The organism is Kitasatospora sp. NPDC023176 (genome assembly GCF_055560495.1).
On record NZ_JBVHIP010000059.1, the window covers coordinates 1 to 20494 of the forward strand.

At 72.2% G+C, this 20494-nt stretch carries 21 protein-coding genes; 5 read left to right on the forward strand and 16 right to left on the reverse strand.

Annotation, left to right across the window (positions count from 1 at the left end):
- The coding region (locus tag ACZ3YL_RS40295; protein ID WP_465662631.1) for a hypothetical protein at nt 1–182 on the forward strand (182 nt) is incomplete at its 5' end.
- Between the two features lie 190 nt (nt 183–372).
- On the opposite strand, the gene tyrS is transcribed toward ACZ3YL_RS40295, so the two are convergent.
- Nucleotides 373–1668: a tyrosine--tRNA ligase gene (gene tyrS, locus ACZ3YL_RS40300; protein ID WP_188308497.1), complete on the reverse strand. Its 1296-nt coding sequence runs from the start codon at nt 1666–1668 to the stop codon at nt 373–375.
- 357 nt (nt 1669–2025) lie between these two features.
- On the opposite strand from tyrS, the gene ACZ3YL_RS40305 reads away from it, so the two are divergent.
- Nucleotides 2026–2556 (forward strand): HNH endonuclease, encoded by a 531-nt coding sequence (locus ACZ3YL_RS40305; RefSeq protein ID WP_188308490.1) that lies wholly within the window; start codon nt 2026–2028, stop codon nt 2554–2556.
- 11 nt (nt 2557–2567) lie between these two features.
- On the opposite strand, the gene ACZ3YL_RS40310 is transcribed toward ACZ3YL_RS40305, so the two are convergent.
- From ACZ3YL_RS40310 to ACZ3YL_RS40340, 7 genes are all read right to left on the reverse strand, one after another.
- Nucleotides 2568–4520 (reverse strand): outer membrane protein assembly factor BamB family protein, encoded by a 1953-nt coding sequence (locus ACZ3YL_RS40310; RefSeq protein ID WP_465662633.1) that lies wholly within the window; start codon nt 4518–4520, stop codon nt 2568–2570.
- A 104-nt stretch (nt 4521–4624) separates the two neighbouring features.
- Nucleotides 4625–4930 (reverse strand): 4a-hydroxytetrahydrobiopterin dehydratase, encoded by a 306-nt coding sequence (locus ACZ3YL_RS40315; RefSeq protein WP_188308488.1) that lies wholly within the window; start codon nt 4928–4930, stop codon nt 4625–4627.
- 34 nt (nt 4931–4964) lie between these two features.
- Nucleotides 4965–5144 (reverse strand): DUF1272 domain-containing protein, encoded by a 180-nt coding sequence (locus ACZ3YL_RS40320; RefSeq protein ID WP_188308487.1) that lies wholly within the window; start codon nt 5142–5144, stop codon nt 4965–4967.
- A gap of 69 nt (nt 5145–5213) precedes the next feature.
- The gene (locus tag ACZ3YL_RS40325) at nt 5214–5972 is read right to left on the reverse strand and encodes a sulfite exporter TauE/SafE family protein (protein ID WP_188308486.1); all 759 of its coding nucleotides are present in this window, start codon (nt 5970–5972) and stop codon (nt 5214–5216) included.
- A 285-nt stretch (nt 5973–6257) separates the two neighbouring features.
- Nucleotides 6258–7310 carry an SPFH domain-containing protein gene (locus ACZ3YL_RS40330; RefSeq protein ID WP_188308485.1) on the reverse strand — a complete coding sequence of 351 codons (1053 nt, stop codon included), beginning with the start codon at nt 7308–7310 and terminating at the stop codon, nt 6258–6260.
- Between the two features lie 10 nt (nt 7311–7320).
- Nucleotides 7321–7743 carry an NfeD family protein gene (locus ACZ3YL_RS40335; protein WP_317621384.1) on the reverse strand — a complete coding sequence of 141 codons (423 nt, stop codon included), beginning with the start codon at nt 7741–7743 and terminating at the stop codon, nt 7321–7323.
- A gap of 119 nt (nt 7744–7862) precedes the next feature.
- Nucleotides 7863–8654 carry an ABC transporter ATP-binding protein gene (locus ACZ3YL_RS40340; protein WP_188308484.1) on the reverse strand — a complete coding sequence of 264 codons (792 nt, stop codon included), beginning with the start codon at nt 8652–8654 and terminating at the stop codon, nt 7863–7865.
- 150 nt (nt 8655–8804) lie between these two features.
- On the opposite strand from ACZ3YL_RS40340, the gene ACZ3YL_RS40345 reads away from it, so the two are divergent.
- Nucleotides 8805–9608, forward strand: coding sequence for a hypothetical protein (locus tag ACZ3YL_RS40345; RefSeq protein WP_465662637.1), 804 nt, complete (start codon nt 8805–8807; stop codon nt 9606–9608).
- Between the two features lie 22 nt (nt 9609–9630).
- On the opposite strand, the gene ACZ3YL_RS40350 is transcribed toward ACZ3YL_RS40345, so the two are convergent.
- The 3 genes from ACZ3YL_RS40350 to ACZ3YL_RS40360 form a co-directional block, all read right to left on the reverse strand.
- The gene (locus ACZ3YL_RS40350) at nt 9631–10287 is read right to left on the reverse strand and encodes a response regulator (protein ID WP_465662639.1); all 657 of its coding nucleotides are present in this window, start codon (nt 10285–10287) and stop codon (nt 9631–9633) included.
- Nucleotides 10280–11476, reverse strand: coding sequence for a GAF domain-containing sensor histidine kinase (locus tag ACZ3YL_RS40355; RefSeq protein ID WP_188308481.1), 1197 nt, complete (start codon nt 11474–11476; stop codon nt 10280–10282). The genes ACZ3YL_RS40350 and ACZ3YL_RS40355 overlap by 8 nt, the downstream gene beginning before the upstream one ends.
- A 181-nt stretch (nt 11477–11657) precedes the next feature.
- Nucleotides 11658–14267 (reverse strand): ABC transporter ATP-binding protein/permease, encoded by a 2610-nt coding sequence (locus ACZ3YL_RS40360; RefSeq protein ID WP_465662642.1) that lies wholly within the window; start codon nt 14265–14267, stop codon nt 11658–11660.
- Nucleotides 14268–14506: 239 nt separating this feature from the next.
- Between ACZ3YL_RS40360 and serB the strand changes: the two genes are divergently transcribed.
- A complete protein-coding gene (gene serB / locus ACZ3YL_RS40365) occupies nt 14507–15754 on the forward strand; it encodes a phosphoserine phosphatase SerB (protein ID WP_188308479.1) in 1248 nt (415 codons plus the stop codon).
- Nucleotides 15755–15831: 77 nt separating this feature from the next.
- Here serB and ACZ3YL_RS40370 read toward each other — a convergent pair whose 3' ends face one another.
- From ACZ3YL_RS40370 to ACZ3YL_RS40380, 3 genes are all read right to left on the reverse strand, one after another.
- On the reverse strand, nt 15832–16359 hold the full coding sequence (locus ACZ3YL_RS40370; protein WP_188308478.1) for a SixA phosphatase family protein: 528 nt from the start codon (nt 16357–16359) through the stop codon (nt 15832–15834).
- A 168-nt stretch (nt 16360–16527) separates the two neighbouring features.
- On the reverse strand, nt 16528–16650 hold the full coding sequence (locus ACZ3YL_RS40375) for an SGM_5486 family transporter-associated protein (protein WP_094742991.1): 123 nt from the start codon (nt 16648–16650) through the stop codon (nt 16528–16530).
- Nucleotides 16651–16725: 75 nt separating this feature from the next.
- A complete protein-coding gene (locus ACZ3YL_RS40380; RefSeq protein WP_223243209.1) occupies nt 16726–18009 on the reverse strand; it encodes a CynX/NimT family MFS transporter in 1284 nt (427 codons plus the stop codon).
- 121 nt (nt 18010–18130) lie between these two features.
- Here ACZ3YL_RS40380 and ACZ3YL_RS40385 point away from each other — a divergent pair, with 121 nt between their 5' ends.
- Entirely contained in the window at nt 18131–18805 is a 675-nt protein-coding gene (locus tag ACZ3YL_RS40385) for a FadR/GntR family transcriptional regulator (protein ID WP_188308476.1), read from the forward strand.
- A gap of 76 nt (nt 18806–18881) precedes the next feature.
- Here the strand turns inward: ACZ3YL_RS40385 and fabI are convergent, their stop codons facing one another.
- Both fabI and fabG read right to left on the reverse strand, forming a co-directional pair.
- Complete coding sequence (gene fabI / locus ACZ3YL_RS40390; RefSeq protein ID WP_188308475.1) at nt 18882–19649, reverse strand: enoyl-ACP reductase FabI; 768 nt, start codon at nt 19647–19649, stop codon at nt 18882–18884.
- Nucleotides 19650–19651: 2 nt separating this feature from the next.
- The gene (gene fabG, locus ACZ3YL_RS40395; RefSeq protein WP_188308474.1) at nt 19652–20371 is read right to left on the reverse strand and encodes a 3-oxoacyl-[acyl-carrier-protein] reductase; all 720 of its coding nucleotides are present in this window, start codon (nt 20369–20371) and stop codon (nt 19652–19654) included.
- Nucleotides 20372–20494: the final 123 nt, after the last annotated feature.

Here is a 20494-nt window from a genome sequence, read left to right on the forward strand (position 1 = left end):
CCTTCCAGCGGGCCCTCCGGGCGCTTCGTTCTTTCGTGTTTCCAGCTTATCAGATGTTTTCCGCTCCGTTTTCCGGAGTTTCATTCATCCGATTTCCCGAACTGGCGGGGCCGCTTTCTGCGACGACCACCACTTTAGCGTATTCCGAGAGTTACTCGAAATTCACGTTCACACCCTGTTGACGACAACGCCAACGAACCCAACTGAATGGGCTTCGAAGTGTGAGAGTGGGTCTTGCTGAGTGGGGTGGCCGCTCCAGCGACTCGTTCAACACTAGGCCACCTGGAGGACATCGTCAAACGTGGAGGGCGGGATCCGGCTGGATCCCGCCCTCGTTCGTCAAAGCCGCAGCTCAGCGGCATCGGGTTTCGGTCACTCGGCGGTCGCGTCAGACGCCGCGGCCGACGCCGGCAGCAGCTCCGCCGCCGCCAGATTGCGCTTGCCGCGACGCAGCACCAGCCAGCGCCCGTGCAGCAGATCGGCCTCGGTCGGCACAGCTTCCTCGTCCGCCACCTTGACGTTGTTGAGGTAGGCGCCGCCCTCCTTGACCGTCCGGCGGGCGGCCGAGCGGCTCGGTGCCAGGCCGACGGCGACCAGCAGGTCGACCACCGGCTGGAGTTCGGTGACCTCGGCCTTCGGGACCTCGGCCAGGGCCGCGGCCAGGGTCGGGGCCTCCAGATCGGCCAGGTCACCCTGCCCGAACAGCGCCTTGGACGCGGCGACCGCGCGCTCGTACTGCTCGGCGCCGTGCACCATCGTGGTGAGCTCTTCGGCCAGGGCGCGCTGGGCGAGGCGGGCGGCGGGGCGCTCGGTGGTCTCGCGCTCCAGCTCCTCGATCTCCTCCTTCGAGCGGAAGCTGAAGATCCGCAGGAAGTTGGAGACGTCCCGGTCGTCCGCGTTCAGCCAGAACTGGTAGAAGGCGTACGGGGTGGTCAGCTCGGGGTCGAGCCAGACCGTGCCGGACTCGGTCTTGCCGAACTTGGTGCCGTCGGCCTTGACGATCAGCGGCGTGGCCAGCGCGTGCCCGGACTTGCCGTCGGCCTTGCGGATCAGGTCCGTGCCGGCGGTGAGGTTGCCCCACTGGTCGCTGCCGCCGGTCTGCAGGGTGCAGCCGTAGCGGCGGTTCAGCTCCAGGTAGTCCATGCCCTGGAGGATCTGGTAGCTGAACTCGGTGTAGCTGATGCCCGCGTCGGAGTTGAGCCGTCGGGCGACGGCCTCCTTGGCGATCATGTTGTTGACGCGGAAGTACTTGCCGACGTCGCGCAGCAGGCTGATGGCCGACATCCCGGACGTCCAGTCCAGGTTGTTGACCATGCGCGCCGCGTACGGGCCCTCGAAGTCGAGGAAGCGCGAGATCTGCCCCCGCAGGCGCTCGACCCAGCCGGCCACCGTCTCGGGGTCGTTGAGCACGCGCTCGGCGGTGGGCTTCGGGTCGCCGATCAGGCCGGTGGCGCCGCCGACCAGGCCGATCGGGAGGTTCCCCGCCTGCTGGATGCGGCGCATGGTGAGGATCTGCACCAGGTTGCCCAGGTGCAGGCTCGGGGCCGTCGGGTCGAAGCCGCAATAGAACGTGACCGGGCCGTCCGCGAACGCCTTGCGCAGTGCGTCCTCGTCAGTGGACAGGGCGATCAGCCCACGCCACTGCAGCTCGTCGACGATGTCCGTCACGGTCACGCTTCTCCTTCGATCGGGCGTCCGGCCGGTGCTGGCCCGGTTCGGTCGGGCCCCGGGTCGGTACGACTCCAGCCTGCTAGAGCCTACGCGGTTCCGGCCAGCGGGTTTTCTCCGAGGCACCGGATCGGGTCGGCCCCCGGGTCGGTCCCGGTCGGCCTCGGGTGGGTCCCGGTCGGCCCTGATCGGCCCTGATCGGCGGCGGCTCTCCCCCGGGGTTCCTCCCCGATACCGGAAATTCCGTTGTTAGTCGGCTGTGGGCCCATTCAGAGTGGTTCCACCGCCGTGCGGCGGCAGTGACGTGTGTGGAGACGGTCGTGCCGCCGTGGCACGCCCGTGGGAAGGGTGTGCCGAGTGCGCAACACGCTGGTTCTGAACGCGAGCTACGAGCCCCTGACGACGGTGTCGCTCCAGCGCGCCGTCGTCCTGGTGCTCCAGGACAAGGCGGTGGTGGAGCAGGCGCACCCGCTGCGCTCGATCCGGGGGACGGGCGTGGCCGTTCCGGTGCCACGGGTGATCAGGCTGCAGAGGTACGTGAGGGTGCCGTTCCGACAACAGGCCCCGTGGTCCAGGCGGGGTGTCCTGGCCCGGGACCAGCACCTGTGCGCCTACTGCGGGCGCCGGGCCACCACGGTGGACCACCTGCAGCCCAAGTCGCGTGGTGGCGAGGACAGTTGGATGAACACCGTGGCCGCGTGCCCGGAGGACAACCAGTACAAGGCCGACCGGACGCCCGAGCAGGCCGGGATGAAACTGCTGCGGCGGCCGTTCGTGCCGACGCCGCAGGCCACCCTGATGCTGGCGCTCGGCCTGCGCGGCTCGGAGGCCCGGGAGCTGGCCGACTGGCTGCCGGCCGTACCGGGGCAGCCCGTCACCGCGGCCTAGCCTCGGGGGGCTCAGCCCTTCGCCTGGTAGCCCGCGGCCGTGCCGTAGTTGGTCGCGTGCTCGGGCACCACGACCACCTGCCCGCCGCCGATCATCACCCGCCCGGAGAGCAGCAGCGAGCCGGTGCCGGGCGGGAAGTTGCCACCGACCGCCTCCTGGCCGCCCGCCAGCGGGAAGCGGCCGAGGCGGGCGGGCTGGTCGCGGCGTTCGTCGGCGGCCAGCACCAACGAGCCGCCGTCGACGCCGACGGCCCGGACGGTGCCCTTGGCGGCGGTCGGCGCCTTCCAGCGCTGCTTGCCGGTGTCCAGGTCGTAGCCGACCGCGGACACCGGTCCGCCGGCGTTCGCCGGGGTCATCGCGGCGACCATGGTGCGGCCTTCGAAGAACACCTCGGGGGTGGCCGAAAACGTTCCGTGGCCGACGGCCAACCGGCCGGCGTCGGTGACCACCGGGATCTCGACGGCCGGGTCGCCGGCGGTGCCCCAGGCGAACACCCGGTCGTCCTCGGGCTTCCCTCCGGTGGTGAGCACCACGGCCGGCTCGGCGGAGAGCACCGTGACCGTCTTCGGCTGGTTGTTCAGGCCCCGCCACCAGCCGACCTTGCCGTCCGCCACGTTCAGCGAGACGGCCTGGTCGGCGGGCGTCGAGTCGGCGCAGGAGGAGGCGACCAGCACGGTCTTGCCGGTGACGCCGCCGGAGAGGGTGCAGAACTTGCCCTGCCCGGTGTACTGCCAGACGTCCTTGCCGTCGGCCGACGCCCAGGCCACCGCGCGGTCGTCGCCGACCGCGACCACCATGTCCTCGGTGACGCCGATCCGCGCCGAGTAGGCGCCCTTGGCGTCCGAGAGGGTCTTGGTCCAGGCAGTCTTGCCGGTCTTGGTGTCGACGGCGGCGACCAGCGTGCACGGGCTCTTCGGGTCCGCCTGCGGCCGGAACAGGGCCGCGCCCAGGCCGGCCTGGTTCACGCCGACGGACAGTCCGCACGGGACGGCCCCGGCCGCCGGGGGCTCGACCGTCCAGGTCGGCTTGCCCGCCGTCCGGTCGTACGCGTGCACCCCGGAGCCGTCGGCACGGACCACCGCGTCGGCCAGCAGCCAACTGCCGACCAGCGTGTCGTCCCCCGCCGGCTGCGTGGCGGCGACGGCCTGCGCGGACCAGACCTTGGTGTGCGCCACCGAGAACCCGGGCTCGCCGCCGCTGGTCGCGGCCGCGCTGCCGCCGCCCTCGGCGCCCACCGTCAACGCGGCCGTTATCAGCACTCCGAGCGCGGCCACCCCGGCGCCGGCCCGCACCATCAGGGCCCGCCGGCTGGGCACGTGGTCCCCGGTCAGGACGGCCGACCGGACCTTGTCCACGAGCGAGGCCGAGGAGGCGGAAGAGGAGGAGGAACCGGAGCCACCGTCACCGCGCCGAGCTGCCCGCGAACGCGCGGCGGGCTCAGCGGGCTCAACGGCCTCGGCGCCGCTCTCCTCCCCGGTGGGCGCGGGCTCCGCCGGGGGCTCCTCCACCTGCACGTAACCGTCGGCCGAGTACTCCGCCCCCACCGGGACGTACAGCCCCTCCTCCGCCGGCTGGGCCTGCGGCGCGGCGCCGGCGTACGGCTGCTGCCCGTAGTCCGGGTACGGCTGCTGGTACGGCTGGTACTGCTCCTGGCCGCCGTACGACCCATGGCCGTTGCCCTGACCGTGACCGTGGCCCTGGTCATGACCGTGTCCCTGGCCGTGGACGTAGCCGCCCTCGACGTATCCGGTCTGCCCGTAGCCGCCCTGCTGGTCGTACGGCTGCGGGTGGTACGGCTGCTGGTGGTACGGCTGCTGGTCCCACTGCGGCGTCTGCTGCCACTGCCCGTGCGGCTGCGAGGGCGGCTGCTGCGGGTCGTAGTACCCCTGCCAGTCCTGCTGCGGGCCCTGGGGGTACCAGGGCTGCTGCTGGGCGTGGGGGTCTCCGAAGGGCTCCTGCGCCATCGTTCCGTCCCTCCCAGCCCCGCCTGCCTGCCGATTGCGGCAGTCAGCATCTCACGCCCGCCCGGGCACGCCTCCCGGGCCCTCGACGCGGGAGCAGCGGGTCCTCAGGCGGCGGACTCGGCGCGCAGGGCCTCGTCGATGCGGGCGGCGAGGGTGAAGTCCAGGCCGGTGAGCCCGCCGGCGCTGTGGGTGGACAGCACGAACCGCAGGGTGCGCCAGCGGATGTCGATGTCGGGGTGGTGGTCGAGCGCCTCGGCCTGTTCGGCCACGGCGACGACCACCCGGATCGCGGCCGGGAAGTCGGGGGCGTCGGCGCTGCGGACGATGCTGTCGCCGTCACGGTGCCACTGCGGCACGGCCGTCAGGGCCGCCCCGATCTCGTCCTCGCTCAGTCGTGCCCTGCTGCTCATCGGTGCGCTCCGGGGGTCGTCGCTCGGGTGCCGGTCAGGCGACCTTCCGGCGCGGACGGACCACCAGTTCGCCGCCGCAGTTGGGGCAGTTGGAGGCCATGGCCTCGGTGCAGTCCGCACAGAAGGTGCACTCGTAGGAACATATCGAGGCGGGGCTGTCGGCGGTCAGCGACACCTCGCAGCGCTCGCAGGTCTCGCGCATCTCCAGGGCCATGGCGCACTTCTCCGATTCACGTACGGTCAGACGGTCGGACGTACGATCCCACGTTCGTCCGATGTCCGGTCAACTCACCAGCAGTTTGGTGACGGCCACGAGCCCGACCACCACGATGACCCCGCGCAGCGCGGCCGGCGGGAGCCGGCGACCGACCTTGGCGCCGAGCAGGCCGCCGGCCAGCGAGCCGACCGCGATCAGCCCGGCGGCCGTCCAGTTCACCGTCGACGTGAACAGGAAGAACAGCGCGGCGACCCCGTTGACGATCAGCGCCAGCGCGTTCTTCACCGCGTTGATCCGCTGCAGGTCCTCCTGGAGCAGCATGCCCATCAGCGCCAACAGCAGGACGCCCTGCGCGGCGCCGAAGTACCCGCCGTAGATGCCGGTGAGGAACACTCCGACCAGCAGCGCCGCGCCGCCGTCCGGATCGCCGTCGGCGCGGCGGCGGGCCGCGACAGCCTTGGCCACCCGGGGCTGGATCACCACCAGGACGAGGGCGAGCAGGATCAGCGCCGGAACGATCGCGTCGAAGGCGCCGCTCGGCAGCTTGATCAGCAGCAGCGCGCCGAGCAGCCCGCCGAGCAGCGAGGCGGTGCCCATGCGCCGCAGGCGGCGGCCCTGGTCGGCCAGTTCGCGGCGGTAGCCGATCACGCCGCTGAGCGAACCGGGCACCAGGCCGAAGGAGTTGGACACGTTGGCGGTCACCGGCGGGATGCCGACGGCGAGCAGGACCGGAAAGGTGATCAGGGTGCCGGAGCCGACGATCACGTTGATCATCCCCGCGCCGACACCGGCCACCAGGACGGCGATCGCCTCCCAGAGCGTCATGGGTCATCTCTCCTCTCGGTCCTGTCCGAGGGGATCATGCCGGACCGCGCACCGGCCCGACCAGGCCCGACCACCATTCGGGACGCACGCCACACCGCCGGGACGCCACACCGCCGGCACGCCGCACCACTGCTGCACCGCACCGGAGCCGGGAAAGCCCGAGGGCCCGCCACCACCAGGTAGCGGGCCCTCCGACGAACGGCGAACTCCGGACGACACCGTCGGATCACTCCGGGTCGATTGACCCCAGGCGATTCGCTCCGGGTCGATTCGCTCAGGGTCGATTCACTCCGGGTCGATCTTGCGGTACTCCCGCGCCGGGTCCACCCGCGGCCGGGCGGCGCCCTTCTCCACGTCCACCGGCCGCGGCCCGGCCGCCGGGTCGAGCGGCACCTGGGTGGCCGCCAGGGGCGTCTGCGGCACGCTCGGCGCCGCCACCGCGCCGCCGTTCATGCCGCCGCCGTTGCCGGTCAGGCCGCCGAACGCGCCGCCGAGGCCCTTGAGCGCGTCGCCGACCTCGCTGGGGATGATCCAGAGCTTGTTGGAGTCGCCCTTGGCCAGCTCGGGCAGGGTCTGCAGGTACTGGTAGGCGAGCAGCTTCTGGTCGGCGTCGCCGTCGTGGATGGCCTCGAAGACCGTCCGGATCGCGGCCGCCTCACCGTCGGCGCGCAGCACCGCGGCCTGCGCCTCACCCTCGGCCCGGAGCACGTCGGCCTGCTTCTCACCCTCGGCCTTGAGGATCTGCGCCTGGCGCTGGCCCTCGGCGGTGAGGATCGCGGCGCGCTTGTCACGGTCGGCGCGCATCTGCTTCTCCATCGAGTCCTGGATGGAGGTCGGCGGCTCGATCGCCTTCAGCTCGACCCGGTTGACCCGGATGCCCCACTTGCCGGTGGCCTCGTCCAGCACGCCGCGCAGACCGGCGTTGATGACCTCGCGCGAGGTCAGGGTGGACTCGAGGTCCATCGAGCCGATGATGTTGCGCAGCGTGGTGACGGTCAGCTGCTCGATGGCCTGGATGTAGCTGGCGACCTCGTAGGTGGCCGCCCGGGGGTCGGTGACCTGGTAGTAGATGACGGTGTCGATGTTGACCACCAGGTTGTCCTGGGTGATCACCGGCTGGGGCGGGAACGGCACGACCTGCTCGCGCAGGTCGATCCGGTTGCGGACCCGGTCGATGAACGGGACGACGATGTTCAGCCCTGCGTTGAGCGTCCGGGTGTAGCGGCCGAAGCGCTCCACGATCGCGGCGCTGGCCTGCGGGATGACCTGGATCGTCTTGATCAGCGCGATGAAGGCCACCACGACCAGGACGACCAAAACGATAAGGACGGGTTCCACGGACTCTCCCCTAGACGACCAGGGCGGTCGCGCCCTGGATTTCGACGACGTCGACCTGCTGCCCAGGCTGGTAGACCTGGTCCGGGTGGAGCGCGCGGGCCGACCAGATCTCACCGTTGAGCTTGATCCGTCCACCCTCCCCGTCGACGGTTTCCGCGACGACCGCGGTGGCGCCCTGGAGCGCCTCGATGCCCATCTTGATCTGCGGCCCCTTCTGCAGCTGCCGGTAGGCGATGGGCCGGACGAAGGCCACCAGCGCGACCGAGACCACCAGGAAGGTCACGGCCTGGAGCACCACTCCGGCGCCCAGTCCGGCCACGCCGGCGGCCGCGAGCGCGCCGACCGCGAACATGGCGAACTCCGGCATCGCGGTGAGCACCAGCGGTATGCCGAGCGCTGCGGCGGCCAGGAGCCACCAGATCCAGCTGTCCACACGTCCATCCTAGGGAGCGAAGGGCCTTCCAGGCGGACAGTTCCCGCAGGTCGAGGGGCGGAAACCGGTCGCACGTGCGACCGGTTCCGACAGCCTCGGCGAAGTGGACGGACGGGGAGTCAGCCGAGCGGCAGGCCCTGGGCCGACCAGCGGTCGCCGTGGCGCTCCAGGGTGAGCGGCAGGCCGAAGCACTTGGAGAGGTTGCGGGCGGTCAGCTCGGTGTCGATCGGGCCGGCCGTGAGCACCTTGCCCTGGCGGATCATCAGGACGTGGGTGAAGCCGGGGGCGATCTCCTCGACGTGGTGGGTGACCATCGCCATGGCCGGCGCGAACTCGTCCTGGGCGAGCGCGCCGAGCCGGCGGACCAGGTCCTCCCGGCCGCCGAGGTCCAGGCCGGCCGCGGGCTCGTCGAGCAGCAGCAGCTCCGGGTCGGTCATCAGGGCGCGGGCGATCAGGGTGCGCTTGCGCTCGCCCTCGGAGAGGGTGCCGAACTTGCGGCCGGTGAGGCCGGCCATGCCCATCCGGTCGAGCAGGGCGAGGGCGCGGCCCTCGTCGGACTGCTCGTAGGTCTCCTGCCAGCTGACCGTCATGCCGTAGGCGGCGGTGAGCACCGTCTGCAGGACGGTCTGCTCGGCCGGCAGCTTGTCGAACATCGAGGCACCGGCCAGGCCGATCCGGGAACGCAGCTCGAAGACGTCGATCTCGCCCAGCTGCTCGCCCAGCACCGAGACCTTGCCCGAGGTCGGGAACAGGTACGAGGAGGCGATCTGCAGCAGGGTGGTCTTGCCCGCGCCGTTCGGGCCCAGGATGACCCAGCGCTCACCCTCGGAGATGGACCACGAGACCTGGTCGACCAGCGCGCGCCCCTCCCGGACCACGGATACGTCCACCAGCTCCAGCACGTCGCTCATGCCTACGCCTTCCCCAAATACACAAATGTCGGCCGTCGGTGCGGGGCGGCGCGCCTACTCCGGCAGCCGGTGGGCACGGGATGGGTGCGCCGCACGCGCATGGGCAAACCTACGCCACGCGGATGACCGCCGATTCCGTAGGCTGGCCGGATGCTCGCGACTCCATCCGACAATCCGTACGAAGAACCCCGTTCGGGGCGGCTGACCGCCTGGGGCAACGCCCTGCTGAGCGGCCTGGTGCCGCCCGACAACGCCGCCGCGGCCGTCCTGGGCGCCGACGAGGGCCACCGGGTGACCGGGCTGCCCGGGGACGCTCCGGGCGAGCAGCACGGGCTGACCTGGGCCCTGGGCCGGCTGCGGGTGCTGGGTGTGAAGGGCCTGCGGCTGGCGCTGCCCTCGGCCGGGCACCCGCTGGGACTGACCGGCCCGGCCGCCTTCAACGACCGCGCCATGGCGGCCGGCGAGGCGGTGCTCGCGGTGGGCGTACCGCTCGGGCTGGTGCCGGAGACCACCGTCTTCGGGCCGGAGGGGGACCGCTCGGCCACCGTGCTGTGGCGCTGCGCCGAGGTCAACGACACCCCGCCGGCCGACGTGCCCTCGCTGTACGAGGCCGAGCGCGAGCTGGCGGACGGGCTGCGCGAGGCGACCGTCCTGCTCACCCGGCTCGACGTGGCCGGCGCCGGCCCGGAGGCGCTGCGTGCCCTGGAGGCGTACCGCCGGCGCGGCCACGCCGAGCTGCTCGCCCCCGGCTACCCGCCGCGCGCGGTACGGGTGCTGGAGTCGGCCCGTCAGGTGTCCGCCCTGCTGTCGATCGCCTCGGGCAACCACGGCGCGGCCGTGAGCGCCTCCGAGATGGCCGCCCGGCAGTCCGTGCTGGTCCCGCTGCGGCGCACCGCCCGGCGCGCCCAGGTGGCCGCCTACAACGCCCTGGTGGACGAGCGCGACGACCGTTAGGCGAGCAGCGCGACGACCGGCGCTAGGCGTCCCGGGCCTCGCCGTTGCGAACGGCCCACAGCGCGGCCTGGGTGCGGTCGGCGAGGTCCAGCTTCATCAGGATGTTGGACACGTGGGTCTTCACCGTCTTCTCCGACAGGTGCAGGCTGCGGGCGATCTCCCGGTTGGAACGGCCGTCGGCGATGTGGCCGAGCACCTCGCGCTCGCGCTCGGTGAGGGTGCCGCCGCGGCCCTGCGGGGTGCGCGGGCCGTCGTCGGCGAGCAGTGCCTCGGCCAGTTCGGGCTGGAGCAGCACATGGCCGGCGTGCACCGAGCGGATCGCCCCGGCCAGCGCCTCCGGGTCCACGTCCTTGTAGACGTACCCGGCGGCGCCGGCCCGCAGCGCGGGGACCATGGTGCGGTGCTCGGTGAAGCTGGTGACGATCAGGATCCGGGCCCGGCTGCCCCCGTCCTTGAGGGTGCGCAGCGCCTCGATGCCGTCGACGCCGGGCATCTTGAGGTCCATCAGGACGACGTCCGGGTCGAGTTCGCGGGCGCGGTCGACGCCCTCGGCCCCGTCGGCGGCCTCCCCGACCACCTCGATGTCGTCCTGGACCTCCAGGAAGGTGCGCAGCCCGCGGCGGACCACCTGGTGGTCGTCGACCAGCAGGACGCGGATCGACGGCGTGCTCTCAGGCACCGGGGACCTCCATCTCGACGAGCGTCCCCTTGCCGGGGGCGGACTCCAGGGTGAGCGTGCCGCCGACGGCGGCGGCCCGGTCGCGCATCGAGGCCAGGCCGAGGTGGCGGCCGGCCCGGCGGACGGACTCGGGGTCGAAGCCGCGCCCGTCGTCACGCACCCGCAGCACGGCGCCGCGGGCGGGGGTGCCGGCCAGGGTGACGGTGACCCGGCCGGCGCCGGAGTGGCGCAGCGCGTTGTGCAGTGCCTCCTGGGCGACCCGCAGCAGCGCGGCCTCCTGGGCGGGCGGCAGGGCCCGGACGCCGTCCGCGGCGAAGGCGAGGTCGGCGGTGTGGGCGCGGTCGAGCACCTGCACCTGGGAGGCGAGGGTGGCGCTCAGCCCGTCCTCCTCCAGGGCGGCGGGGCGCAGTTCGACCACCACGGCGCGCAGTTCGTCGGCGGCCTCGGCGGCGAGCCGGGCGACTTCGGCGAGTTCGGCGCGGGCCCGGGCCGGGTCGCGATCGACGAGCTTCGCGGCGGCCTTGGCGGTCAGCCGCAGCGAGAACAGCTTCTGTGAGACGGCGTCGTGCAGGTCGTGGGCGATCCGGGCGCGCTCGCCGGCCAGGGTGAGTTCGCGACTGCGCTCGTACAGGCGGGCGTTGGACAGGGCGAGGGCGGCGTGCGCGGCGAGGATCCGCAGCAGTTCCTCGTCGTGGTCGGTGAACAGGCCGCCGCCGCGCTTGTTGGCGAGGAAGATGACGCCCATCACCTGGGGCTCGTCCTCGGCGGCGTCGGTGTCCAGGATCGGCATGCCGAGGAAGGCGTCCATCTCGGGGTGGGCGGCCGGCCAGCCCTCGAAGGCCGGGGCCTCGCGGACGTCGGCGAGCCGGGTGGGCCCGGTCTCGTGCAGCATCTTGGCGAGCACGCCGTGCTGGCGGGGCAGTGGGCCGATCGCGCGCCACTGCTCGTCGGTGACGCCGTCGACCACGAACTGGGCGAAGCCGCCGTGGTCGTCGGGCACGCCGAGGGCCGCGTACTCGGCGGCGAGCAGCTCGCGGGCGGAGGCGGTGATGCGGCGCAGCACCTCGCGGACCTCCAGGTGCCGGCTCATCGCGAGCAGCGCCTGGCTGACGGCTTCGATGCCGGCCAGCGGGTCGCAGGCGTACGGCGGGCCGGCGGAGGTCCGGTGGTCACCGGTCGTGCTGGGCATACCGCCAAACTACCGCCGCCGCGGGGGCGTCCGCGTCCGTCCCCGGCCGGGCCGGGAGCAGGTCCGGGGACCTAGGCCGCCGGGCCCGGGAGGCCGGGTCGGGCGGGCGACGCCGAAGGGCGCTCCCCCGGGACCGGGGAGGACCGGAACCGGGGAGAGCGCCCTTCGGCGGCGACGGGTGTCAGCCCTTCTGCATGACCTCCGGCTCGTGCCGGCGCTGCAGCCGGGTCACGATCACGCCGATCACGACCGAGATGGCGATCAGCACGCCGGCGTCGATCGACCACTGGGCGACGCTGTGGGTCCACAGCGGGTCGTAGTTCGGGTTCTGGAAGTCCTTGTTCCAGGGGCCCATCAGGTGCGACAGGTCCAGCGTGGTGGACACCATGCCGGTGCCCCAGCGGGCCGGCATCAGCCAGGCGACCTGCTCCAGACCGGGCTTGCCGAAGATCTGGAAGAGGCAGCCGGTGAAGACGACCTGGACGATGGCGAACATGACCAGCAGCGGCATGGTCTTCTCGGCGGTCTTCACCAGCGCGGAGATCATCAGGCCGAACATCATCGCGGCGAAGCTGAGCAGGATCATGCCGATGGTCATCTCGATCATCGGCATGTTCTCGACGATCAGACCGTGCTCGGGGAGCTTGCGCGGCAGGAAGCCGACGGCGGAGATGATCGCGCCCTGGATGATCGAGAAGACGCCCAGCACGATGATCTTGGACATCATGTACGCCGAGCGGGAGAGGCCGGTGGCCCGTTCCCGTTCGTAGATCGCCCGTTCCTTGATCAGCTCGCGGACCGAGTTGGCCGCCCCGGAGAAGCAGGCGCCGATCGCCAGGATCAGCAGGATCGTCGCGGCCCCGTTGTTGAGGTGGAGCTGGGTCTTCGGATTGGGCGCGAGCCCCGGTTCGTTGGGGATCAGCACGCTGACCGCGCCGATGACCGCGGGCAGCAGCACCGACAGCGCCAGGAAGCCGCGGTCCGAGGCGAGCACCGACATGTAGCGGCGCATCAGCGTCCACAGCTGCGAGCCCCAGCTCTGCGGCTTGGGCGGCTTGATGGCCTCCTGGGCGACCTGGACGTGCTGGACCTCGCCCGCCTCGACGGTCGGGGCGGAGTACTGCTGGTAGTGCACCGAACCGCGGTAGCGGCCGGCCCAGTCGTGCTCCGGGTAGTTCTCGAAGGCCTGGAAGACGTCCGCCCAGGTCTCGTACCCGAAGAAGTGCAGCGCCTCGTCCGGCGGGCCGAAGTAGGCCACCGAACCGCCCGGCGCCATCACCAACAGCCGGTCGCAGAGGGCGAGTTCGGCCACCGAGTGGGTGACGACCAGGATCGTGCGACCATCGTCGGCCAGGCCGCGCAGCATCTGCATGACCTCGCGGTCCATGCCCGGGTCGAGGCCCGAGGTGGGCTCGTCCAGGAAGATCAGCGAGGGCTTGGTGAGCAGCTCCAGGGCGACCGAGACGCGCTTCTGCTGGCCGCCGGAGAGCGCGGTGATCTTGTTGTCGGCGCGCTTGTCCAGGCGCAGCTCGTACAGCACCTCGTCGATCCGGGCGTTGCGCTCGCGGGCCTCGGTGTCGCCGGGGAAGCGCAGCTGGGCCGCGTACTTGAGGCCCTTCCGTACGGTGAGCTCGCGGTGCAGGATCTCCGACTGCGGCACCAGGCCGATGCGGGAGCGGAGTTCGGCGAACTGCTTGTAGAGGTTGCGGCCGTCGTACAGCACCTCGCCGCGGTCGGCCGGGCGGTAGCCGGTGAGGGCGCGCAGCAGGGTCGACTTGCCGGAGCCGGACGGGCCGATGACGGCCACCAGGGACTTCTCCGGGACGCCGAAGCTGACGTCGTTGAGCAGGATCTTCTTGGCGCCCTTGTGCTCGACCTCGACGGTCAGGTGGCGGGCGGAGAAGGAGACCGCGCCGGTGTCGACGAACTCCTGCAGCTGGTCGCCGACCAGCACGAAGCCGGAGTGGCCGACGGTCAGCCGGTCCTGCGGGCCCATCAGCTGGCGCTGCACCCGCTGGCCGTTGAGGAAGATGCCGTTGTGGCTGCCGAGGTCGACGATCTCGTAGCGGCCGTCCGGCAGCTGGCGCAGCTCGGCGTGGTGGCGGGAGACCTGGAGGTCGGACACCACGATGTCGTTGTCCAGCGCGCGGCCGATCCTGACGGTGCGCATGCCCGCCGTCAGGTTGCGGATCATCGTCGGCTGCGGGCCGTCGCCGTGCGACGGCGGGGGCGTGAAGCCCTGCTGCTGCGGGAACCCGCCGTGCTGCGGTGGCTGCTGGTCCTGCGGCAGCGGCTGGTACGGCTGCTGCTGCGGCGGCGCGTACTGCTGCGGGGGCTGCTGCTGGCCCGCCCAGGCCTGCTGGGGCTGCGCCTGGTGCTGCTGGTACGGGTCCTGACCAGGCCAGCCCTGCTGCGGGCCGGGCGGCTGGGGCGTCGGGGCGGGGCTGCGGCTGGTGACGGCCTCGTGCACCGGGGTGGGCTGCGGGGCGACGGCGTGGGCGGGCGCGGAGAAGGCGAGTCGGGGGCCGTTCTCCGGGTTGCCCAGGTTCACCACGGCGCCGGCGAACAGCTGGGCCTGCATGGTGCGGGCGCCGGCCACGTAGGTGCCGTTGGTGCTGCCGTGGTCGTCCAGCTGCCAGGCACTGCCGTTGAAGCTGATGGTCCCGTGCTGCCAGGAGACCCTGGCGTCGTCGAACGTGAAGTCCGACTGCGGGTTGCGTCCCATGGTGTAGGACCGCGCGGGCTCAAGAGTCCGCTGCTGTCCGTTGATCTCAATGACGAGTTGCGGCACTGCTCGCCTGCCCCGCTCTCTCGGTTCCCCCGAATTGTGGCCCCCCGGCCGGGGGTGCTTGTTCCTCTGACTGACGGGGGGAATCATTCCAGCCCGTCGTCCGCCGGTGAAAGTCACCCCGGGTGACTGTGACCAGGCTGCTACTCGGGGCTGCCGCCGGGGCCGGGGGCGCGCAGGTGTCCCGCGACGTGGGACGGGTGCCCTCGGCGCGGCGACCGCCCGGTAGCGTGGGAGACACCATGAACGCATCGCCCTCGGCCGCTGAGCCCCTCCCCGCCGCCCAGCCCCGGACGGACGAGCGCACCCTGCTCGTCAAGGTGTTCGGCAAGGACCGCCCCGGCATCACCGCCGGCCTCTTCTCCACCCTGGCCGGCTTCGGCGTCGACGTCATCGACATCGAGCAGGTCGTCACCCGTGGCCGCATCACGCTGTGTGCCCTGGTCACCCCGCCCCACGAGCCCGGCGCCGAGGGCGGCCTGCGGGCCACCGTGCACCGCTGGGCGGACGAGCAGAAGCTGCAGGCCGAGATCCTCTCCGGCATCGGCGACAACCGGCCGCGCCGCGAGGGCCGTTCCCACGTGACGGTGCTCGGCCACCCGCTGACCGCCGCCGCCGTCTCCGCGCTGACCTCCCGGATCACCGTGGCGGGCGGCAACATCGACCGGGTCTTCCGCCTCGCCAAGTACCCGGTGACGGCGGTCGAACTGGCCGTCTCCGGCGTGGCCACCGATGAGCTGCGGGCCGAACTGGCCCAGGAGGCGGCCACCCAGCGGGTGGACGTCGCGGTGGTGGCCGCCGGGCTGGAGCGCCGGGCCAAGCGCCTGGTGGTGATGGACGTGGACTCCACGCTCATCCAGGACGAGGTGATCGAGCTGTTCGCCGCCCACGCGGGCTGCGAGCAGGAGGTCGCCGAGGTGACGGCGGCGGCGATGCGCGGCGAGCTGGACTTCGCCGAGTCGCTGCGGGCCCGGGTCGCCCTGCTGGCCGGGCTGGACGCCTCGGTGACGGAGAAGGTGCGCGCGGAGGTCCGCTTCACGCCGGGGGCGCGCACCCTGATCCGTACGCTCCAGCGGCTGGGCTTCCAGGTCGCGGTGGTGTCGGGCGGGTTCACCCAGGTCACCGACCACCTGGTGGAGCAGCTGGGGCTGGACTTCGCGGCGGCCAACACCCTGGAGGTGGTGGACGGGAAGTTCACCGGCCGGGTGGTCGGCGAGATCGTGGACCGCGCGGGCAAGGCCCGCTGGCTGGCCCGGTTCGCCGAGCAGGCGAAGGTGCCGCTGGAGCAGACGGTGGCGATCGGCGACGGCGCCAACGACCTGGACATGCTGAACGCGGCCGGGCTCGGGGTGGCGTTCAACGCCAAGCCGGTGGTGCGCGAGGCCGCCGACACCGCGGTGAACGTGCCCTTCCTGGACACCGTGCTGTACCTGCTGGGCATCACCCGCGAGGAGGTCGAGGCGGCCGACGGCGGGCTCTCGGTCGAGTAGTCCTGTGGAGGTACGTGAGGGGCGCGCGGATCCAATCCGCGCGCCCCTCACGCATGCGTCCCCGGAGTTCCCGGAGGTCAGTCCTGCGGCGTGTAGTACGAGACCAGCTCGGCCACGCCCGGCTCGACGAGCTTCCAGGACCCGTTGAAGCTGAGCACCGCGATCGCCGCCGTCGGGAAGCCGCCCAGACGCAGCCGGTCCAGGGCGTCCCGGTCGCCGGCGTCCCCGGCCAGCACCTGGGTCAGGCCCAGCACGCCGGGGTTGTGGCCGACCAGCACCACGTCCGAGTACTCCTCCGGGGTCTCCTGGAGGACGGCGATGATCTCGCCCGGGCTGGCCTCGTAGATCCGGTCCTCGTACACCGTCTTGCGGGCGCGCTTGGGCAGCTCGTGCGCCGCCAGCTTCCAGGTCTCGCGGGTGCGCAGGGCGGTGGAGCAGAGCACGAAGTCGGGGTTGATGCCGGAGTCGACCAGCCAGCGGCCGGCGTCCGGGGCCTGGTGGCGGCCCCGGTCGGCCAGCGGCCGCTCGTGGTCGTCCACGCCGTCCGGCCAGTCGGCCTTGGCATGACGGAGAACGATGATCCTGCGGGGCGTTTCGGCGCTCATACCCAGCAAGCTTGGCAGAAAAGCGGCCCGGGGGCGCGATGCCCCCGGTTGCCGCCACTCCCCCGGGTGCCGGGTGCCATCATGCCCCGTTCGCCGCGGTGTCACCGGGAGTACGGCGCCGGTACGCCCGGCGCTCCGGACGGGCGCCGGGCGCGCGGCGCGCAGGGGTCAGCCCATCGAGGCGGCGACGGTGGCGATGACCGCCACCAGCACCACGATGGCGCCGAAGGCGAGGGCGATGCGGCCGAGCTGCTTGCGGCCGTCGGTGGGGTTCGGGTCGAGAACGGGCATGTCGGGATTCTCCCACCCCGAACACGCCCGTCCCGTGCTGGCCCCACCGCCTTGGTCAGGCCTTGACCTTCCCGGTCAGGCCTTGACCCGCTCGGCCGGGAGGGCCGCCTCGTCCTCGATGTGCCGGGCCCGCGCGGCGCGCAGGCCGAACAGCATCTGCGGCACCAGCAGCAGCGCGAGGAAGCCCAGCGGCAGGTACCAGTGGCCGGTGGCCTGGTAGATCCGGCCGATCAGGATCGGGCCGGGGATGGAGATCAGGTAGCCGACGCCCTGGGCGAAGGCGGACAGCTGGGCCACCCCGCCGGCGGTCCGGGCGCGCAGTCCGATCATCGTCAGCACCAGCGGGAAGGCGCAGTTGGCCAGGCCCACCAGGACGGACCACACCCACGGCGCCGCGGCCGGGGCGAGCGCCAGACCGGAGTACCCGGCGATGCCGCAGGAGGCCAGCACCACCACGAACAGCCGCTGGTCGCCGCGCCGCGCGGCCAGGTTGGGCAGCACGAAGGAGACCGGCACGCCGATCACCATGGTGACCGCGAGCAGCACCCCGGAGGTGCCCTTGTCGATGCCGGAGTCCTGGAAGATCTTCGGCAGCCAGCCCATCACCACGTACGCGCCGGTGGCCTGGAGGCCGAAGAAGCAGGCCAGCGCCCAGGCGGTACGGCTGCGGGCGATCGGCAGCCTGCCGGGGGCGGCGGCGCCCCCGGCGCGCTCGCCGCGCTCGCGCTTGGCGACCAGCACCACCAGCCAGAGCACCAGGGCGAACGCGCCCAGTGCGGCCCAGACGCCGAGGCCGTAGCGCCAGTCGCCGCCGAGCGCGTTGGTCAGCGGCACGGTGACGGCGGCGGCCAGGGCGGTGCCGGCGGACAGCGCCATGGAGTACAGGCCGATCATCGGACCGACCTTCTCCGGGAAGTACCGCTTGATCACCACCGGCAGCAGCACGTTGGAGACCGCCACCCCGGCCAGGGCGAGCGCGGTGAGCAGCAGGAACACCGCCGTACCGCCGGCGAAGGAACGGGCCAGCACGCCGGCGGTGATCGCGCCCATGCCGGCCGTGATCACCGCGATCGGGCCGATCCGGCGGGCCGCGACGGGGGCCGCGAAGCCGAACAGCGCGAAGCACAGCGAAGGGACGGCGGTGAGCAGCCCGGCCAGGGTCGGGTTCATGCCCAGGTCGGCGCGGACCTGGTCGAGCAGCGGTCCCAGGCTGGTGACCACGGGGCGCAGGTTGAAGGCGGCGACGGCGATCGCGACGGCGAACAGCACACCGAGGTACGTGGCGGAGCCGGAGGGCCGCCCGGTCTGCGGCCGGGCCTCGGTTCGGGGGGAGGCGGTGGTGTCTACTGCGGGAGGCATGGGCGCCATCATAGAATGATGGGATGAATTGATGCACCTTGGAATTGGCATGATGTGCCGACCGTTCATCCATCGGCCGCCTCCCCAGGGCCCACCCACCCCGTAGTCGCAAGGAGTCCCCGTGGCGCTGTCCTCGCCGAGGCGCACCCCGCTGTCCGACCAGGTGATCGCACAGCTGCGCGCCCAGATCACCTCCGGGGAGTGGCCGGTCGGCTCGCGCATCCCCACCGAGGCCGCCCTGGTCGAACAGCTCGGGGTGGCCCGCAACACCGTCCGCGAGGCCGTCCGCGCCCTCGCCCACAACGGGCTGCTCGACATCCGCCAGGGTTCCGGCACCTACGTGCTCGCCACCAGCGAGCTGGCCGGGGTGATGCACCGCCGCTTCGCCGACGCCGACCAGGCGCAGGTCGCCGAGCTGCGGGCGGCCCTGGAGACCTCCGCGGCCGGGCTGGCCGCGCTGCGCCGCACCGAGCGGGACCTCGGCCTGCTGGACGCCGCGCTCGACCGGCGCGAGAGCGCCTGGCGCTCCGGCGACGCCGAGGACTTTGTCCAGGCCGACGCCGCCTTCCACCACGCCGTGGTGGCCGCCGCCCACAACGACGTGCTGCTGGCCGTCTACTCCGACCTCGGCGAGGTCACCCGCGAACACCTGCGCAACGACGTCGGCCCCGAGCTGATCGCCGAGCGCTACATCGGCCACGGCAGCATCCGGGACGCCATCCGGGACGGCGACGCCCAGCGCGCCTCGGTCGAGGCCGGCCGCGCCATCGGCGTCTGCGCCACCGCCGACGCGTGAGCCCCGCCCCCGCGCAAACGCACCGCTGCCCGGCACCCCCAGGGCGGGGGTACCGGGCAGCGGTGGAGTCAGCCGGTCAGGCGCCGATGGCGTGCAGCCCGCCGTCGACGTGGATGATCTCGCCGGTGGTCTTCGGGAACCAGTCCGACAGCAGCGCGACGACGCCGCGGCCGGCCGGCTCCGGGTCGCTCAGGTCCCACTTCAGCGGGGAGCGCTGGTTCCAGGTGTCGGCCAGGTCGCCGAAGCCCGGGATGGACTTGGCGGCCATCGAGCCGATCGGGCCCGCCGAGATCAGGTTGCAGCGGATGTCCCGCTCGCCCAGGTAGCGGGCCAGGTAGCGGTTGGTCGACTCCAGGGCGGCCTTGGCCGGGCCCATCCAGTCGTACTGCGGCCACGCGTACTGGGCGTCGAAGGTCAGGCCGACGACCGAGCCGCCGTCCTGCATCAGCGGCAGCAGCGCCATGGTGAGCGACTTCAGCGAGTACGCCGAGACGTGCATCGCGGTGGCCACGGACTCCCACGGGGTGTCCAGGAAGTTGCCGCCCAGGGCGTCCTGCGGGGCGAAGCCGATCGAGTGGACGATGCCGTCCAGGGTCGGCAGGGTCTCGCGGACCTGCTCGGCGATGCCGGCCAGGTCCTCCGGGCTGGAGACGTCCAGCGACAGCACCTTGACCGGCTTCGGCAGCTTCTTGGCGATGCGCTCGGTCAGGCTCGGGCGGGGGAAGGCGGTGAGGATGATCTCGGCGCCCTGCTCCTGGGCGAGCCGCGCGGTGTGGAAGGCGATGGAGGACTCCATCAGCACGCCCGTGATCAGGATCCGCTTGCCCTCGAGGATTCCACTCATGCTCAGTGACCCATGCCCAATCCGCCGTCGACGGGAATGACGGCTCCGGTGATGTACGCGGCCTCGTCCGAACCGAGGAACCGCACGGTGGACGCGACCTCGGCGGGCGCCGCGTAACGGCCCAGCGGCACGTCCGCGACGATCTCCGCGCGGCGCTCGTCGCTGAGCACGGCGGTCATGTCGGTGTCGACGAAGCCGGGAGCGACCACGTTGACGGTGATGTTGCGCGGGCCGAGCTCGCGCGCCAGGGAGCGGGCGAAGCCGACCAGGCCGGCCTTGGAGGCGGCGTAGTTGGCCTGGCCCGGCGAGCCGGAGAGGCCCACCACGGAGGAGATCAGCACGACGCGGCCCTTCCTGGCGCGCATCATCAGCTTCGACGCGCGCTTGACCACCCGGAAGGTGCCGGTCAGGTTGGTGTCCACCACGGAGGTGAAGTCGTCCTCGGACATCCGCAGCAGCAGGGTGTCCTTGGTGATCCCCGCGTTGGCGACCAGCACCTCGACCGCGCCGTGCTTCTGCTCGATCTCCGTGAAGGCGGCGTCGACCTGCGCGGCGTCCGTGATGTCGCAGCGCACCGCGAGGACGTCGTACTTCCCCAGGACCTCGGGCACCTCGCCCGAACGGCTGGTGATGGCCACCTTGTCGCCCGCTTCGGCGAAGGCCTTGGCGATCGCGAGGCCGATGCCCCGGTTTCCTCCGGTGACGAGAACCGAGCGGCTCAACGATCCACCTCTCTCCGTGTGTGAGCGCGTACGTCGGAATGCGTACGCAGTGTGACGCTATCGGGCGGTCGGCGGCGGCGACGAATCGGGCTCCCACAGCGCCGCACCGGCGGAACTGTCGCA